This window comes from Paenibacillus sp. An7 (assembly GCF_009870785.1).
GTDB lineage: Bacteria > Bacillota > Bacilli > Paenibacillales > Paenibacillaceae > Paenibacillus.
Window position 1 is genome coordinate 105739 of sequence record NZ_WTWX01000008.1, and the last position, 18535, is coordinate 124273.

General features: G+C 40.8%; 14 protein-coding genes and 1 pseudogene. 10 read left to right on the forward strand and 5 right to left on the reverse strand.

From position 1 onward, the window contains the following. Positions 1-70: 70 nt before the first annotated feature. Positions 71-1672 carry a hypothetical protein gene (locus GQY27_RS11770; protein WP_160034550.1) on the reverse strand — a complete coding sequence of 534 codons (1602 nt, stop codon included), beginning with the start codon at positions 1670-1672 and terminating at the stop codon, positions 71-73. A 202-nt stretch (positions 1673-1874) separates the two neighbouring features. On the opposite strand from GQY27_RS11770, the pseudogene GQY27_RS21735 reads away from it, so the two are divergent. Beyond that, positions 1875-2129, forward strand: a pseudogene (locus GQY27_RS21735) (IS3 family transposase); the annotation flags it as partial. A 105-nt stretch (positions 2130-2234) separates the two neighbouring features. Here the strand turns inward: GQY27_RS21735 and GQY27_RS11775 are convergent. The 3 genes from GQY27_RS11775 to GQY27_RS11785 form a co-directional block, all read right to left on the reverse strand. Beyond that, positions 2235-2978, reverse strand: coding sequence for a ZIP family metal transporter (locus GQY27_RS11775; protein WP_160034552.1), 744 nt, complete (start codon positions 2976-2978; stop codon positions 2235-2237). A 173-nt stretch (positions 2979-3151) separates the two neighbouring features. Beyond that, positions 3152-3994 carry a sulfurtransferase gene (locus GQY27_RS11780; protein WP_160034554.1) on the reverse strand — a complete coding sequence of 281 codons (843 nt, stop codon included), beginning with the start codon at positions 3992-3994 and terminating at the stop codon, positions 3152-3154. A gap of 46 nt (positions 3995-4040) precedes the next feature. Beyond that, positions 4041-5000, reverse strand: a complete 960-nt coding sequence (locus GQY27_RS11785; RefSeq protein WP_160034556.1) for a DMT family transporter — start codon at positions 4998-5000, stop codon at positions 4041-4043. A gap of 207 nt (positions 5001-5207) precedes the next feature. Here GQY27_RS11785 and GQY27_RS11790 point away from each other — a divergent pair, with 207 nt between their 5' ends. Continuing rightward, positions 5208-5621, forward strand: coding sequence for a LytA/YqiH family protein (locus GQY27_RS11790; RefSeq protein WP_160034558.1), 414 nt, complete (start codon positions 5208-5210; stop codon positions 5619-5621). A gap of 88 nt (positions 5622-5709) precedes the next feature. Next, positions 5710-7137 carry an aldehyde dehydrogenase family protein gene (locus tag GQY27_RS11795; protein WP_201450722.1) on the forward strand — a complete coding sequence of 476 codons (1428 nt, stop codon included), beginning with the start codon at positions 5710-5712 and terminating at the stop codon, positions 7135-7137. Between the two features lie 136 nt (positions 7138-7273). On the opposite strand, the gene GQY27_RS11800 is transcribed toward GQY27_RS11795, so the two are convergent. Then, positions 7274-8344 carry a hypothetical protein gene (locus GQY27_RS11800; RefSeq protein ID WP_160034560.1) on the reverse strand — a complete coding sequence of 357 codons (1071 nt, stop codon included), beginning with the start codon at positions 8342-8344 and terminating at the stop codon, positions 7274-7276. A 256-nt stretch (positions 8345-8600) separates the two neighbouring features. Between GQY27_RS11800 and GQY27_RS11805 the strand changes: the two genes are divergently transcribed. The 7 genes from GQY27_RS11805 to GQY27_RS11835 all read left to right on the forward strand — a co-directional run bounded on the left by GQY27_RS11805 (position 8601) and on the right by GQY27_RS11835 (position 18475). Beyond that, positions 8601-8882, forward strand: coding sequence for a DUF6509 family protein (locus GQY27_RS11805; protein ID WP_160034562.1), 282 nt, complete (start codon positions 8601-8603; stop codon positions 8880-8882). Positions 8883-9039: 157 nt separating this feature from the next. Continuing rightward, on the forward strand, positions 9040-9750 hold the full coding sequence (locus GQY27_RS11810) for a response regulator transcription factor (RefSeq protein WP_160034564.1): 711 nt from the start codon (positions 9040-9042) through the stop codon (positions 9748-9750). 45 nt (positions 9751-9795) lie between these two features. After that, the gene (locus GQY27_RS11815) at positions 9796-10209 is read left to right on the forward strand and encodes a hypothetical protein (protein ID WP_160034566.1); all 414 of its coding nucleotides are present in this window, start codon (positions 9796-9798) and stop codon (positions 10207-10209) included. A gap of 65 nt (positions 10210-10274) precedes the next feature. Further along, positions 10275-11702 carry a sensor histidine kinase gene (locus GQY27_RS11820; RefSeq protein ID WP_160034568.1) on the forward strand — a complete coding sequence of 476 codons (1428 nt, stop codon included), beginning with the start codon at positions 10275-10277 and terminating at the stop codon, positions 11700-11702. Positions 11703-11799: 97 nt separating this feature from the next. Further along, positions 11800-12558 carry an ABC transporter ATP-binding protein gene (locus GQY27_RS11825; RefSeq protein ID WP_191798767.1) on the forward strand — a complete coding sequence of 253 codons (759 nt, stop codon included), beginning with the start codon at positions 11800-11802 and terminating at the stop codon, positions 12556-12558. Between the two features lie 5 nt (positions 12559-12563). Then, entirely contained in the window at positions 12564-14981 is a 2418-nt protein-coding gene (locus tag GQY27_RS11830) for an ABC transporter permease (protein ID WP_160034572.1), read from the forward strand. 53 nt (positions 14982-15034) lie between these two features. After that, positions 15035-18475 carry a glycoside hydrolase family 2 TIM barrel-domain containing protein gene (locus GQY27_RS11835; RefSeq protein ID WP_160034574.1) on the forward strand — a complete coding sequence of 1147 codons (3441 nt, stop codon included), beginning with the start codon at positions 15035-15037 and terminating at the stop codon, positions 18473-18475. Positions 18476-18535: the final 60 nt, after the last annotated feature.

Sequence of the window (18535 nt, forward strand, 5' to 3'; positions counted from 1 at the left end):
TTAGTCAAATGATAAAAGGCAAGTGCTATCTTAAAATGGCACTTGCCTTCAAAAGAAATTCTAATATGTATTATTTACGTGCAATTTTATTTTGAATTTTATCCTTTTGGTTTATTTCTAAATACTTCAAACTTTCACCTTCTATGTCAAGTATCTTTAATTTGTTAAACTGTTGCTCTAAATTAAGAGCGTCTATTAAACATTTATACATTAAAACACATATAGCGGCAGATTCGGTATATCTCTGACCATTAATTGTATAATCAAAAGATTTCCATTCTCCAGTATCTTTAACCAGTCCAACTTCTTTTAGTGTCTCGGTGGCTTTATCTCTAACTTCTAAAAATAGGTTGAATTTGAAAGCGTTTTGTCGACTATCTGCAAAGGTGTACCCAGTATATGTGGTGATTGTATAATCTTTTAGTACAATATCCATAAATGTACTAAACAGAGAGAACAGATTCTTTGAATTACTGCAGTCTGTAAGCTTTCTTACGATATCTTGGAATACTGACCTGAAGTTAACACATGAGTAGCTATAGCTAGGAATAACTCCATCCGCATATCTGTTTCCTCTTTTATTAACTTCGTTCACAAAAGGAATTTCTTCATTCACTGAGGAGTCATATAATTGTACGGGATTTGCTAATGCTGCTGTATCTCTATCAATATAATAATCAGCGTGGGGCTTAGTATAAGGTTGAGTTGCTATGTTTTGAACAATCTCAAGTGAGTGGACAGTCAAAAGATTGTTTAGTATTGTACTGGTAAATATACCTTGGAGCTCGCCCTGCATTTTTTTTAGAATAACTTCATATAATTTATCATACATGGAGAATGCATGTTCTAGAACTTGTTTTGAAGCATTGTTGTAATCCTTTATCTGACGATTATGTGACTGATCTTCAACATTAATCGCACCCTTCCATTTTTTTACTTCAGGCAAATTAAAGACAAAATTATTTAGTCTCCACTCCTGTTTGTGTTTACCAACCTCGGAAATAATACTATGTAAGTCTTTGTCGCTCTTGAGTATATTTTCTAATATTTCACTTTCAAATTTCTCATCATTCTTTGTTAAATCAATATCTCTTCTTAAAAGGAACATTGGAGTTTTTAAGTTGGTTTCCATTATTTTATCTATAATTTCTTTAAATATAATAGGTTGCTGTATTGATGAAATCGAAAAGAATAAAATAGCATTTACATCATAAGTTACGTTGAGCTTTTCTAATTCAAAACTATTGTTATCGCCAACATCTCCAAACCCTCTACTATCTCTGATAACGATAGTGTCAAACCTGCTACTTCCAGAAAATATTCCTTCTCTAGCAGGTAACTGTATTGTTATGCTCAAACACTTTTTAGAAAACTCATCACTATTTATTTTTTGAAATAATCTAATTATACCGTGCTCTTCAATAATGAGGTCGTTTAATTCCTTTAATATTTGTTTTTTATCATCAGGATCAGTCGTAATACATTCAGTGATAGCTAAGCTGTTACTGTTTTTAATGAATTCATATGTAGTACTTACCTTTGTGGTATTAGCTCCTCCAAAAGTTTGTGCTGCCACATAGTCAAAAATACTTAATTTACTAAACCCAGCAAGGAATGTGGATTTGCCTGAACCGGCTGGTCCTAAAAGCAAAAATGTAAATTTATTGTTCATCTTCTGAAATCTCCATTTCATATTATTTAAACTACATCATACAAACTCACTATAACCTTTATTTAGTTGTAATAATACTATTTTACGATTCTTCTAGATTCGTTGTATAGGTCAAAAGAACTATCGATGTGCAAATGATAATTTTTTCTCCCTTTGTTGCTTGTGGACTTTCGTTATTAGATTGAGTCGGGAAACAAAAGACAAACCATATCGTAATGCCCTTGAATCAAGTGGGGTTACGCAAAGTATGTCGTGTAAAGGCAATTGTTACGACAACTCAGCAGGGAAAATTTCTTTGGCATATTGAGATCAGAATTTTTATACTTAAAGGGATTTGAAAATGTGAAGTATTTAAATTGGAACTAAAAGTACATAATGTATTACCGTGAAGGCAAAAATGAAAAATGGTCCGGTACAGTACCGAACCCATTTTATTCAAGCTGTCTATATGAAATAACCATGTCTAACTTATAGTGGGTGGTCCGTAAAAGTGTGGGTCCTTTTTTCGTTTTTATCGAGATTTGATAGCTAGCCAATGATCCAGTTTGACTATGCTGATTCCTCAAGACCAAATATCTAGAAGCAGAGAAGCAAGCAGCCCCATCGAAGCGATGAATCCGACCAAAGGTCCACCTTCCTCAAACGCTTCAGGCATCATGGTTGAACAGATCATCGAGATAATGCCTCCTCCTGCAAAAGCTCCTATTGCTGCCTTCATTTCACCAGACAGTTGTTCGAGAAAAAGATATCCTCCCATTGCAGCCAGGGCAGAAATGAGTAACACACAAGCCCACATGAGTGCAATTTTCGCTTTGGAATAACCACTTTTTCTGAGTCCAATGGTACTGGAGAGTCCTTCGGGAATGTTACTTACAAAGATGGAAACAACAAGCACGATACTAACTCCTTTACCTGCCAGAAGACTAGCTCCCAGCATGATCGATTCCGGTATAGCATCCATTACCGTTCCTGCAAAAATGCCGAGTCCGCTTTGATTCTCTTCTTTTGAATCTTTTTTATTGTTATTCGATCGCTTGCGGTTGGCCCCGCCTTTGTTAGATATATAAAGGTCAAAGGCAGTGTAAATGATAGAACCCGCAGCAAAGCCTAAAGCTGTTGCCTTAATTCCGCCACTATTTAGTGATTCATCTAAAAGTTCAAATGCTGCTGCACCGATGAGAGTACCGGTACCAAAAGCCATAATAAATCCGGTGATTTTTTTAGGAATAGACATAAATAAGGCGGCCAAGGCGCCCAACAAAACAGCGGAAGCTGAAAATCCGCCCCACAAGAGTGCAGCCCACATTATGTAACCTCCTTCGATATATACATGGTTGTAAGTTGTAATTAACCGAAGAAGAAAAAGTAAAACAATCCCTAAATAAATATCGCCTTACTGCATCCGCTCACTGTAATGATGGGTGGATTTAAAAAAACGAAAAACAAAAAGAATCCGCGATGAGTGCGGATTCTTCCATTTTATTCCGTTGTAGTCACCACCGGATTCTCCCGATAGGAGATCCAGTCGCTCCAGCTTCCTGCATATAGTTTCACTTTATCGAATCCCGCTGCGCGAAGAGCTATCACATTAGGACAAGCCGTGACACCTGAACCGCAGTATACAATGATCTCCTGATCTTTCGGCAGGTGGTGGAAGCGATCTGCAAGTGCATCGGGGGATTTCCATGTACCGTCCGAGCAGAGATTGTCCTTCCAGAAAAAGTTGATCGCACCTGGAATATGTCCTGCTGTATGATCGATCGGTTCTTCAACTCCTAAATAACGTGCATGTTCACGAGAATCAATGAGTAAGGAAGATCCTTGTTTAGAAGCTTCTCGAACTTCTTCCAAGCTTGCGAGTAGATGCTGCTGAATATGAGGTGTAAAAGAAGCAGGTATACGAACCGGCACCTCTGCCGTAACCGGAAATCCCGATGCTTTCCAGGCACTATATCCTTCATCCATTAGGTATACTTCTTCGTGGCCCATATAGCGCAGCAGCCACCATAGACGGGAAGCCATCGCACCGCCCTGATCATCATACACAACAATACGTGTCTCGTTACTTACGCCTGATTTTCGCAATAGCTGCGCAAGGCTGTCGATATCCGGCAAAGGGTGGCGTCCCCCGTGTCCCTGATCTTGCAGCGGAGAGGACAGACTGCGCTCAAGATCAAAATAAACCGCTCCAGGGATGTGGTCTTGCTGAAAAGCCTTTCTTCCTGCTTCAGGCTCTGCCAGAGAAAAACGGCAGTCTGCGATAAAGAGATCTGGCTCATACATTCTTGCCAAGACCCATCTCATACTTACGATTGAGTTCATTTGAGCTTCCTCCTTTTTAATGACTTCAACTTCATATTCTTACGCATTATCCTTTGGTTTGAGGAACGGGGCTTATCGTATTCAAGGGATCTGCTGCTTCTGTCAGGGGCATGGTCTCTGCATCAAGAGGTTCACTACCATACCGAAGAAAAAACCATACCCCGGTAAGTATAATTACTCCCGCGATAAGCTGCAGGATGGTCAGCGCTTCTCCAAGCAGTACCCAAGCGAGGAGAGAAGCAATCACCGGTTCTCCAAGTACAGACATGGATACAGTTGTTGCATTCATTACCTTTAGCAGCCAATTAAACAGGTAGTGACCGAGCAAAGTAGGTACAATCGCAAGAAGAAGGAAGATTCCCCATTCGCGAGCATCGTATCCTGTAAAAGAAATCTGGTTTCCCGCGTTATACACGGCCAGGGAAGAACCTGCGAATAGGAACACCCAGAAATTATAGACAAAAGCACTGATGTTCTTTCGCGCATATTGTCCAATAATCATATGTATAGCTACCGCAATTGTGCCAAGCAAAGAGAGAAAATCACCTTTGAGTGCATTCCCAGATACCTGGAAATCACCCGCTCCAATAATGACGGAACCGGCTACAGCCATCCCCATGCCTATGAGCATCATACGATTGGGTTTGGTAGCAAAAATCCACATGGAACCCAGCATTACAAGAATCGGTTCAAGTGTCAGAATGACCGTAGAACTGGCAACAGTAGTCAGCCGTAAGGAGCTCATCCATAATAAAAAGTGAAGCCCAAGCATGATGCCGGAGATGCCAAGTGTTATCCACTCTTTTTTGCTTAGTCGAAAGATATCATGGCGGTACTTATAGAGCAGTGGAGTCATCAATAGATTCGTTAAAAAAAGCCGATACATGGCAATGACAGATACTTCCGCCGCAGACCATCTTACAAAAATAGAGGAAAACGATATGGCAACAATGCCAATAATATAAAGCAGTTCATACTTACTAAATGACCGTCGTTCACTTTGCATTTCTTATTCTCCCAATCGAATGTATGGTTTGTCTCTAGATGTATATTAAAAATCACCTGCAACCTTTCATATTATACCGATAAATAATAAAGCCGAAAAGCAAAAAAACAAACTTGAAATGCACCCCATCTTTGCGAGATATGATTGAACCCATCATTTTTCGTGTAATGAAAAGTAAGCTTAACTCAGGATTGGGAGGATAAACTTATGAAAAGACGAAAACATCATTCGACGTTGTTAACGGGAAGTATATTGATGTTAGCTGTGGCTACTTTTAACGCAGAACAGGCGGCGGCTGCAGAGCTCAGCACAGCAGACTCCCCTGAAAAGCCGATCATATATGAAACAACTTCAGAGACGATTCAAAATAATACCGAGATCAAAACAAGTGAATCTAATAAAATAGAAGCTGAAGGAGTTTACACCGGTCTTGCGGATCCACATACTGCGGAGATTGAAATAAATGGAAAAGCCATCTGTTTTCAACTGAAAGAAGGCATCATGGAGAAAGTGGAAGCTTGGGATTCTGAGAAGTCTGTAGAAATCATCTACAGCATCAAGACCTTTGCTGGTATGCCTGATGTGAAGCAGTTTATTCTGCATAACATAAATCAAGTGTAATAAGTAGATTGAAGAATCAATACTTATATCTCATCTTTAAGAACAGTTCCGGTGTGGGAACTGTAAATGCGAAACGGAGGAACCAAAAATGAAAACGATTACATTTAATAAACCTTTGGGCATGTTAATTGACGGCGAGTATATTCGGACGAAAAAAACGATCCCTGTAATTAATCCTTCCAATGAAGAGGTCATCGCTGAAGTTCCTGATGCCTCACGTGAGGATTTAGATAGAGCGGTTGCAGCAGCCAGGGAAGCATTCCCTGCTTGGTCGAGCAGACCAACTGAGGAACGTGCAGAACTTCTGATAAAACTAGCGGATGTAATAGAGAAGAACAAAGAAGAATTAACAGAACTTCTTATGAATGAGAATGGGAAGCCGCTTCAGGCAAGCCAGGCTGAAATGGAAGATGCGATCCGGTGGTACCAAGCAATCGCCTCGCAGCGTCTGGATGAAGAGATCTTGGAGGATTCCGAAGAGCATAAAGTGGTACTGCAGTATGTACCTCTTGGTGTAGTGGGGGCTATTGTACCTTGGAATTTCCCTATGAATTTGGCGGCTTGGAAAATCGCACCGGCACTCCTTACCGGGAATACACTCGTTGTTAAACCATCTCCTAATACGCCGCTTTCTACCCTTCGTATGGCAGAACTCGCTAAGGATTTATTCCCTAAAGGGGTACTGAATATTATCTCGGGTGGAGACGACCTGGGTCCTTGGATGACAGCACATGAAGGAATGGATAAAATCTCTTTCACTGGGTCAACGGTAACAGGGAAGAAAGTAATGAAGAGCGCATCAGACAATCTAAAACGGACAACCCTTGAGCTAGGCGGGAATGATGCCGCGATTGTGCTGCCTGATGCAGATCCGAAGCAAGTGGTTGAAGGGTTATTCTGGGCAGCTTTTGCGAATACAGGGCAAGTATGTGTGGATGCAAAACGACTTTATATTCATGAAAAGATGTATGATGAAGTGCTGGAAGAAATGATCGCTTATGCGAAGACGATTCAGGTAGGAGATCCTTCTGATCCGAAGACCGGTCTAGGTCCGTTGCAAAACAAAATGCAGTATGACAAGGTGAAGGAACTCATTAAAGAGACAAAAGACAGCGGTGCCCGGATTGCTTATGAAGGAGAAGTTCCTGCAGGTAAAGGATATTATATTCCTGTTACGATTGTAGATAATCCGCCAGAAGATTCTCGGCTCGTTCAGGAAGAGCCGTTTGGCCCCATCGTACCGCTTTTAAAATATAAAGATATTGATGAAGCGGTACAGCGTGCTAATCATACGAGATATGGTCTTGCCGGTTCTGTCTGGGGCAAAGATTTGGAGCTGGCGTATGATGTGGCTTCACGTCTAGAAACAGGAACAGTCTGGATTAATGAATCCCAAGTCATGCAGCCTGACTTCCCATTTGGCGGCCATAAAGAGTCAGGAATTGGTGTTGAACACGGTAAAGCAGGACTTGCAGCTTTTACGAATTCTAGAACGGTGATGATTAAGAAAAAATAACGTTATGACAATGAAATAAGCGAAATAGGTAAACCGCCGAGTTTGAACTGCACCCCTAATGTTAGACATCAACTAACATTGGAGGTGCAGTTTTTATTAACAAAAAGACATTCCAAAACGGAATGCCCCTGTTCAATTATAGTTGACTTCTCCGGTTCATCCGGCTGAGCTGTTTTTCAAGTTTGGCAAAACTTTCAGATAGAGAGTGGATTTCCTGCTGTTGAATTGAGACCAGATGGAGTACATCATTTAGACTTCCTTTATTGTATTCGGTCATATCTACTGTTATTTCTGTTGCCACTCCAAGGTCCTGTAACATGGATTTCATCTCAAAAAGAGCCTCCTCTACAGGTGCAGTTACAGTTAAATCTACGGCTGTAGCTGAGGAGGAAGAGTTTTGTTGATGTGGTAAAAGGGTGGGTATAAGTAGATTATTAATCTGCTCATTAACCTGCTCATTAACCTGATTGAACTGATTAGCTAGCAGCAAAGATTGTTTGTTCTGCATTTCAAACGATTCAATGATGTTTTCGATGGAAGACACAATCTCAATCGATCGTTGATTGGTTGCATTTGTGGCCACTTGTAAATCAGTCTGATATTGATTCGCAGCCTGAACGGATTCTGTAATTTTAGTCAGCATCGTTTCCATTGCGCATTTGGCTTCTAATGCTCTTTGCTTTTCTTGTTCCTTTTCCTGCTGTAAAGTGTTATTGAACTGCGCATACATCAGATTTACGACAGATACCAAAGTGAAAGTTATGATATAGAAAAGAAGGTCCTGAACATTTGTGGAGTGAAATATATTTTCTCCTTGAGTAAAAAAATAGAAACATAAGATCGACAAGGTAATGAGCAGTGTGAGTGCATTAATTATTCGATCCTGGTAAATGCCCATGATGGCCACATAAAAATACATCGTCATAATATTGATCATATGAGGATCGATCTTAATTAATAAAAATAAAGCAATACCATTAACGAGGGTAATAAAGTATTTTATGTAAGGAACGGTCCGAGTGAATTTGGGATGATTGGATATAAGTGTCACAGGTACAATAATGAGAAATATGGTACCCAATACTAGAAGTATAAATTGGGGTGAAATCCCAATTGTAAAACTAAGCATTTCGTTTACTGTAATAGCTGCTGCTAGGACAAACACCAAGCGGTTATTTCTTTTTTTTGTGAGTTCAATGTCAGTCACAAGTAGACACCCCTGTTTCTCCTAGGCATATTCTGTCCTAAAATCGTCCTATACTGGTAGATAGCCATCGGTTCTTTCTCCTCCTGTTTCTATGGATTGCTATGTAAAGTATATCGGAAAATGTCGAAAAAGACTGCAATTTTATGCAAATACCAAGCTTTCAGTTTTAAAGAACGGTTCCGAGGGATAGTATGAGTACATAAGATCAGTTATAATGAATCTTTTAAGACAGGCAGAAAGGGTGACATAAAATCATATGTTAACAATTACAGAATTTGAGGTACAAGAAATTAACGACCCCTTTGGTATTGTAGAAGGGACTAGATATGAGTTCCAAATCGTAATTGATCCAGAGGAAGATGATGAGTTGTACTCTGAGAATGGGGTCTACATTCGCGTCATTTATAGAGCGGACGAGCCTAAAGATGGAATTATTAAGTACGATTTGTATGAAAAAGTAACCGAAAAATATCTTGACTTTGATCTTGAAGAAGATGAACTGGCCGTGCTTGAAACGTTCTGCAAAGAACACATCTAATTGTCGTTTAAGTAACGACATGGTTAATAAAGCATATTCTGAACAGCGTAAAGGCTGTGCAGGGTATGCTTTTTAATTTTCCATCCTTTTTCTAGATGGAATGGGTATATATGTTATGATGGATGCGTAATACATATTCATGTTCAGGAGAATAGAGATGAGCCTAAATCGAAAGATTCTTATTGTAGAAGATGACCAAGATATTTCTCGGGTAATAAAAGATTATCTTGTCCTTAATGGCTATGAAGTTTGTGCTGTATACAGCGGGATCGAAGCATTACAAGCGATAGAAGTAGAAAACCCGGAATTTATTATTCTAGATATCATGTTGCCTGATATAGACGGAATCGAACTCTGTCGTCAAATTCGGGCAAACAACCCTGTGCCGATCCTCATATTAAGTGCACGAGGCAGTGATACAGATAAGGTGCTCGGACTTGGATTTGGTGCGGATGATTATATGACAAAACCATTCTCCTTACGTGAACTGCTTGCAAGAGTTGGATCGAACTTACGAAGAATTGAAATGATAGGCACACAGCAAATGCAGAAAAGTGATGAACATATTTTACATATTGGAAAGATTCGAATTGATAAAAAGTCATATCAAGTAACAAGAGAGGGGAAAGAAATTTCGCTCTCCGCAAAAGTACTGGAACTGCTATTTTTTCTATCCAAGCATAAAAACCAAGTGTTCACAAAAACTCAGCTGCTAGATGCCGTGTGGGGCTATGCTGCGTATGGTGATGAAAATACGATTACGGTGTACATTCGCAGATTGCGTGAAAAACTGGAAGTAAATCCTTCAAAACCTGAGTATATTCGGACAGTGTGGGGTGTGGGCTACAAGCTTAGCAGCAACGAATAACTAGCGCAAAATGGACAAGAAGCTCTTCATTTAGGTGGTGATCGCATGAAAAAGGTTAATTTGCTGAGCATTCTGTTATTGCTCTTTATTATTGGTTGTATGGGAAAGGGAGAAGGTTTGGATAAGAATGAGTTTCTAGAAAGTTTCGAGACGTCTCTTAAAAGTCAAGGAATAGAGATGAGACAGGTAGAGCCGTCGTCAAATGCAGTGATAGAAAGTGTAGTCCCTTATCAATTTAATATCAAAGAAAATGGGGGAAACGAAGATGCCATCTTTATCTATTTTTTTAAGTCTTCGAGCCAAGTGGAAAATGCCGTCAAAAATGCGGAATACACCATTACCACCTTGACTAAAGTGACAGAGTATAAACGAGATAATATGTTAGTTGTTCATTATGCTTTTGACGGATTTACAGAGAAATATGGTTCTAAAATGAAAAAAGCAATGGGTATGAATTGAAAATATTCACAAAATAATTTGTTAGGGTATTCAACAAAAGAGACCAGTCAGGGTGGGAGAACAAAATGTATTTGAAGGATTGGATGCGAACATGGCTGATCGCCGGGATGACTTGTCTTATTCTGCTATGGGGATGCGGCGCAGGTATGCTCCTCATGCATTCTAGCAGGCAAAATAATGCTTCTGAAGCTGTTATTAATCAGGTCCGGCTCCAAGTGAATGCCCTTAGGTTATACATAGCAGAGTATCATGAGCAGATTCCTTATGATTTAGAGTTACAGCAAACCCTGAGGTCCATGGCTCAAGATCAGCAAGTAAGCTTACTTTATACGAATCTAGAGGGACAGATCTTATATGATACCATAGAAGAAAATACTCGTGAGTACATCGATGTGAATACGGAACTTCATTACGATTTATATCATGCAAAAGAAAACCATGGCAATTATAGTATTGCTTTTCCCATCGTTGATGAAGCAGCCGGTATTCAAGTGGGAAATGCAATTTTTACTATGCCTGAAAGTGAGATCTTCACACAGAAATCCCATGCTGTTCCTGTTTCTTTGTTCATTGTGATGACGGTGATATTTCTTATTCTATGCTTCCTCCTGTTTCTTCTAGCAAAGAAAATAAGAACTAATATGATAGGACGAGTACATCAGTTGAAAGAGTATTCCGAAGCGATTTTAAAAGGGAACTACGAAAATACATTGGAGTACACAACGATGGACGAGATTGGTGAGGTTTATGCGATGTTTGACCAAATGAGAATGGAAATTATGCATCATAGCCGCCGGAGAGATGAACAAGAGCAAGCACAGAAAGAATTAGTCTCTACGATCTCTCATGAACTGAAGACCCCTCTTACTACCCTTACCGCCTATATTGAAATGATAAGAGAGGGAGGATGCCGGGATATGCCCTCTGTGATGGAATATGTAGAAGTGATGCATAACAATGCGCTGAAAATGACGCGATTAACAGAAGATTTACTACAGCATGCCTTACAGGAACTAGGACAAATCTCCGTCACGCTTACCGAACAATACAGTAAGGGCGTACTAACTAGAATCTTGCAGCCGGTGGGGCATTACGTTCGTTCTGCTGGGGTGATCTTTATGGAGCCCGAGCATATTCCAAATGTACTGATTCATGTCGATGCGAACCGGCTAGAGCAGGTGATAACAAACCTAATCTCTAATGCTCTAAAACATACATCTTCAGGAGATTCGATTCGTGTGGATACGATGCTTGAGCATGGACATCTAAAAATAACCATAGCAGATACGGGAAAAGGAATTCTTCCGCAGGATCTGCCTTTTGTTTTTGATCGATATTTTAAAGGGAAATCGAGAATGAAGCCAGAGGCTGCTGGGACGGGGCTCGGTCTTTCTATTTGTAAACATATTATAGAAGCACATCAGGGTTCGATTTCTTTTCAAAGTGTACCTGATCAAGGAACGGTATTTTATTGCTGTATCCCTGTAAGGTAACTCTTAACAGCTGTAATATTTCATTCATATTTAGATAAGGATTTATACATAAATACTCCCTACAATGAGATTATACGTTATCTTGAGGAGGCTTTTATTGTTGAAAAAGGCAGTGATTCAGGCGAAAAACCTTTGTAAAACATATATTACAGGTACGGAACAATTCCATGCGATTCGTAATTTAGATTTAGAAGTGTATGAAGGAGATTTCACGGTCATCATGGGGAACTCGGGATCAGGGAAATCCACACTGCTTTATCTGCTAAGTGGTTTGGATGCAGTAACTGTGGGAGAGGTTTATTTTCGAGAAGAGCGAATAGACCGCTACACGGAGAAGCAATTAGCCGAGTTTAGAGCCAGGCGGATCGGATATATTTATCAAAGTATAAATTTGGTTCCTGATCTTACGTTGTTCGAGAATATTGCTTTGCCTGGATATATCGCCGGGCAGTCTACTAAGAATGTGAAGGAATCGGTGCGTTCACTTCTAAAAGCGATGGGGATTGACGAGCAGCAGCATCGTTTGCCGTCTCAAACCTCAGGAGGACAGCAACAACGAGCAGCGATTGCTAGAGCATTGATAAACAATCCAGACGTCATTTTTGCAGATGAACCGACAGGAAGCTTGAACTACGATCAGGGGGTAGCCGTACTTGAAATTCTAACAGAAATGAATCGAAGAGGACAATCGGTGGTCATGGTAACACATGATATGAAAGCAGCGGCTAGGGCAGATCGACTGATTATGATTCAAGACGGAAAAGTAGCAGATGTGCTCGAATTTGGTAAATTTGATTCTAGTGATCTGCTGGATCGAGAATCTATTATCTTTTCTTGTATCTCAGGGAAGGAGTGAGCCTTATGAATAATGCTGTATTCACTCTCTGTCTAGCAAACCTCAAAAAAAAGAAAATTCAGAATGGACTGATCGGTCTCTTAATTCTATTATCGACGTTACTTTTGACCACTTCTATTCATGTGATCTTCAGTACTACAAATTTATTTACGGAGATGCATACGAGAACACAGGGGTCGCATGAGATGTTACTTTTACGAGACGAATTGCATCATCCGCAGCAGATCGCTCAGTGGTGGGAAGAGCAGCAAGGGGTGAAAACCTCCTCTTTGAATCCTTACCGAATGTTAGCTGGCATGTCGGTACAGGGTGAGGATCGGGCTGCCGAACTTTCCAATCTCACTCTCTATATGATGGATACGCTGACCCGTCCGTATGCAGTAGATGAGTTATTATTTGCGCAAGGGAAGGAGAGTGTATCTCCAGAAAGAGGGGAGATCTGGATTCCTACTTCGATCGCTTATCTATATGAGATAACGATAGGAGACAGGCTGGAGTTCACCGATGGAAAGCGTCCATTCACCTTAGAGGTATCTGCCCTTGTCATCGATATGCCGTTTGGCGCACCTTTCGCTACAGATGCACGGATATGGATGAATCATGAGGATTATATACAGCAGACTCAAGGTATGCAGGGCAAAGAACAATATATGATCGGACTTCGATATGATAATTATGATCAGAGTCTGGGGTACTGGGAGCGATTTGAACAGGATATGGGTACTCCCTATTTGGAGACCAAGATCAGTTATGAGCAGATGTCTTCTTTTTATTTAATCATGAATAAAGCAATCGGATTTATTATGATTTTTCTAGGTGTTGTAATGACGCTGGTCGCCTTATTTACGATTGGTTACACCATTTCAGATGATGTGTTATCGAATTATAGAACGATTGGTGTGATGAAAGCATTAGGTTTATCTTCAGGTAAAATGGTAGGTATTTATCTAGTGCAATATGCTTTTATTTCGATCATTTCGATTATTCCAGGTTTATTAGCCAGCGAGTGGGTATCAAAGTTGATCATAGAAAGCTCATTGTCATCGTTAAAACTAGGAGATTCACAAGAGAAGATCGGAGCCTATTTTATTCCTGTCGCTTCGGGTAGCTTCGTATGTGTGTTGATTCTGCTCTGCGTGTTTTTATATGCAAGTAAAGCACGCCATATTCAGCCGATGCAGGCGATTCGGTACGGAATGTCAGAGATAGACTATAGCAAGAAGACAAAGCCATTTATGGGGAAAGAAGCAGGACTCTATTCATTTGGTAAGGCACCGTTTCTGGTTGTACTAGGATTAAAAAACACACGAAAAAACAAGAAAGCTTCTACGCTCATGATGCTTCTGGCTACGATTATGACGGCTGTTCTTGTTCTGGGATTTGTTCTCTTATACAGCATTAGTTACATTAAGCAGACATCGACATCCTGGGGGTATGATTCCTCGGATATTTCCTTACGAGTTGTAAATTCCTCTACCTTCTCCCGTGAGTCATTTCATCAAATGTGGTCTTCTGACCCAAGGATCAAAAATATAACATGGCAAGGGTACGTTAATGGTGTCGTGTCTTCAGAAGAAAACAGGGTCTCTCATGATGAAGATCGGAAGTCTATGAATTTTAGTATTTCGTTACTTAATGGAAATTATGATGAAGTAGGATATACCACGCTTAAAGGAAGAAACCCGCAAGTGAAGAATGAGATTGCTATCGGTATCCGCGTTGCAGAGGAGTTAGGCAAAGATGTAGGGGATGCCGCCCAGGTTTATATTGAAGGAACCAAAAAATCCTTCCTCGTAAGCGGTATTTTCCAATCGATTGCAAACCAGTCTGTATCCGCAAGAATTATGGCAGATGCCCTGCACGATGAATACGACGATTATATTGTTGCATTTGTGAATATCAACCAAGAACAAGATGCGGATGAAATTGTTAGTGAAATAAATAGGCAGTATGAAAATGCGTTGTTAGCAGCGACGATGCAGACGTTATTAGATGCCACTTTTAAACAAGCGGTAGCCTCTTTGCTTCTGCCGATGAGCATGATGGGGTTGTTGTTCACCGGAGTAACGATTATCATCATATACAGTATCAGCCGAATGACGATTCAAAAAGAAAGCAAAACCTACGGGATTTATAAATCAATTGGATTATCTTCACAGGATCTTCGATTATCGATTTTGATAGGGCAAATCGTTCTCTCTGCTGTGGGAGTCATCGTTGGTATTTTACTCGGCGTTTATTTACTTCCGAGCTTGCTTGGGACAATTTTATCAGAGTATGGGATTGCGGAGCTTCCTTTGATTTTGCACTGGGGAGGAGTTCTTTCTTTTGCGGCTGTTACCTTCATTGCGGTAGGAATAGGTTCGTGGGCTTCCTCAAGAGTGATCGCTGCCACATCTCCACGAATTCTTGTTATTGATTAGTTCGGCATTAATCGAGAACACATTTTAGGGTGGAAGAAAGGGAGATATGCACAGTGAATCATAAGAAATTGTTTAACGATGGCTGGGAGTTTTATAAGAGTGATTTAGAAACAACGGCTATAACGGAGCTTCATTTTGAGCCGGTAGATATCCCTCATGACTGGCTGATTTATAACACATTAGATTTATATGAGAATAGTATTGGATGGTATCGTAAGCGCTTTACGATCTCGAAGAAAGAGAAACATACGCTGCTCTGCTTTGATGGCGTTTATATGGACTCTACCATTTATGTGAATGATACGTATGTTGGAGAATGGAAATATGGCTACTCCTCCTTTGAATTTGAGATTACCGACGCGCTCATTGAAGGGGAGAATGAGATTCTCGTGAAAGTCGTGCATCAAAGTCCGAACAGTCGTTGGTATTCGGGAGCGGGCATTTATCGCAATGTATGGCTTAAGACAAGAGAAAGCAGTTATATCGAGACAAATGGAGTTTATATACACACGAATCAAGAAGGGCATAAATGGAGTATTGAAATTGACACTGATCTACATAGCGCAGGGGAAACTCAGCTATTACATACATTGCTGTACAAAGATCAAATGATTACAAATGGTGTAGAGGTAATTTCTGAAAAGGGTGAATCGGTTTCAAAGGTAAGTCAAGTACTCCATACCGAGAGTCCTTTGTTATGGAGTACAGATGAACCGCCTTTGTATCAGCTGAGAACAGAATTATTATGTCTCTTGCCGGACGATATAGCGGAGAAGGAATGGAAGGTCGTTGAAAGCATCACTCAGAACATCGGATTTCGAACTCTAGTCATGGACCCTCAGCAAGGGTTGAAGTTAAATGGCGAGAAGATGAAGTTGAATGGGGTATGTGAGCACCATGATTTGGGCGCATTAGGAGCAGCGTTTCATGTAACGGCACTGCGAAGACGGTTTGAAATCTTGAAGGATATGGGTGTTAATGCGATTCGGACAGCACACAATATGCCTGCAGTAGAGTTTATGGATTTGGCCGATGAGATGGGATTGCTCATTGTCTCGGAAGGTTTTGATATGTGGGAAAGACCGAAGACGAGCTATGATTATGCACGTTTTTTCAAGGAATGGGCTCCGATTGATGTGAAAAGCTGGGTAATGAGGGACCGTAATCGTCCAAGCTTGCTGATGTGGAGTATCGGCAATGAAATTTATGATACGCATGCCGATAAGCGGGGACAAGAAGTAACGAAGATGCTGATGGAAGAAGTCCAACTATATGATTACAAAGGAAATGCCAAAGTGACGATCGGCTCGAATTATATGCCATGGGAAAACGCACAGAAATGTGCAGATATCGTGAAGTTGGCCGGCTATAATTATGCAGAAAAATATTATCATAAGCATCACAAAGAGCATCCAGACTGGATCATCTACGGCAGTGAGACCGCATCGGTTGTCCAAAGCAGGGGGATCTATCATTTCCCGTTCGAGCAATCCATTCTTGATGATGACGATGAGCAGTGTTCAGCACTCGGGAACAGCACAACGAGCTGGGGAGCAAAGTCGGCAGAAGCATGCATTATCGCGGAGAGAGATGCGCCCTTCTCGCTGGGACAGTTTATTTGGACAGGGTTTGATTATATTGGTGAGCCGACACCGTATCATACGAAAAATTCGTATTTCGGACAAATTGATACGGCTAATTTTAAGAAAGACTCTTATTATATCTACCAGGCTGCATGGACGGATTACAAGAAGAAGCCCATGATTCATATTTTCCCCTATTGGGACTTTAACCCGGGTCAAATCATTGATGTTCGTGTTTGCTCGAATGCACCAAAGATTGAACTTCAGCTCAATGGGGAAACGGTAGGAACCTATGAAATCGATCATGAGCACGGAGATCAGCTGGTTGGCTGGTGGAAAATTCCTTATGAAGCAGGAGAACTGAAAGCGATTGCTTATGACGAATCAGATCAAGTCATCGCTGTAGATGTGAGAAGATCCTTTGGTGATGCAAGCAGAATCTGTTTGAAGAAGGATCAGAATGCGGTTACAGCAAGTGGAACCGATGTGGTCTTTGTTGAGATTTCGATGGAAGATGAGCATGGGTATCCGGTAGAAAATGCGAATAGCCGCGTACATGTACAGGTTACAGGAGCCGGGCGCTTACTAGGGTTAGATAATGGGGACAGTACAGATTACGATCCATACAAGGGCACAAGCCGAAGATTGTTCAGCGGTAAACTGATGGCGATCATTGGAACAACGCTAGAGCCAGGTACGATTGAGGTGGAAGTTTCATCAAAAGGGTTAGAAAGCCAAAAGATTGAGATTACATCTCTACCTGTAGATGAAAGCGTATTAGAAGGGATTTCGGCAAGTATGCAAAATAAAGAGCTGGAGCCTAATCTAGGAAATATGGATGAAATCCCTCTTCGCAAAATCGAACTGCTGAGTCCTTCCGGACAACAATTTGATGAATCCACAAGAGAGATGACAGTGCAAGCTAATTTATTCCCTGCGGACACATCGTATAAAGATGTAATTTGGAGTGTGGTGAATGATGCAGGGATTGAGTCTAGTCTAGCCCGAATTGAATCCTTTGGCCAAGAAGCGAAGATTACGGCACTCGGGGATGGAAGCTTTCGAGTACGCTGCATGAGTAAGAATGGCTCGGATAAGATCAGAATGATATCCCAGTTGGAATTCACTGCAAAAGGTTTGGGTATGGCTTTTAAAGATCCATACAGCTTTATTTTTGGAGGGCTATACGATGAAGTAAAAGGGGAGGTCGGCAATGGAAATGAACGGGGGGTAGCGACAAGCCGTGATGGGGAAACACAAGTCTGCTATCGCAATATCGATTTCGGTGCCTATGGATCGGATCTGATCACAATTCCAATCTTTGCGCTGGATGATGATCCTTATGAACTGCAGATTTGGGAAGGTATGCCGGAAGAAGAAGGCAGTGAACTGCTGGCTGATGTAATTTATCAGAAAAAATCCCAGTGGAATGTCTATCAAGCGGAAACGTATCAACTATTGAAAAGACTTGTTGGGGTTACTTCTCTTTGCTTTGTTTTGCAGAAGAAGGTGCATATCAAGGGATTCTCATTTGAGAAAAAGAACCGGGCCTTTGAGGTTAATAAGGCGGCAGATTGTGATCGTATTTACGGAGATACCTTTACCTTAGCTGAACAGGGAGTGGAAGGGATCGGAAATAACGTATCCCTTACGTTCGAACAGATGGATTTTGGAGCAGAAGGAGTTTCAAAGCTCGTTATTTATGGCAGATCACCGGTTGATAAGAATACCATCCATGTTCGCTTCGAGGATGATGAGGGTTTAGACAATCAACTTATCGAATTTACGGAGTCCGAAGGATATGTGGAACGTGGATTTGAGCTGGAGAGAGTTACTGGGCTGAAGAAAGTCACCTTTATCTTTTTGCCTGGAAGCAATTTTGATTTTGGCTGGTTCCGTTTTGAACAATAAGGATTGCTGAAATGATATTTTAAAATTTTCGGTAATTAGCTATTTCCGCCGTACAGGCAC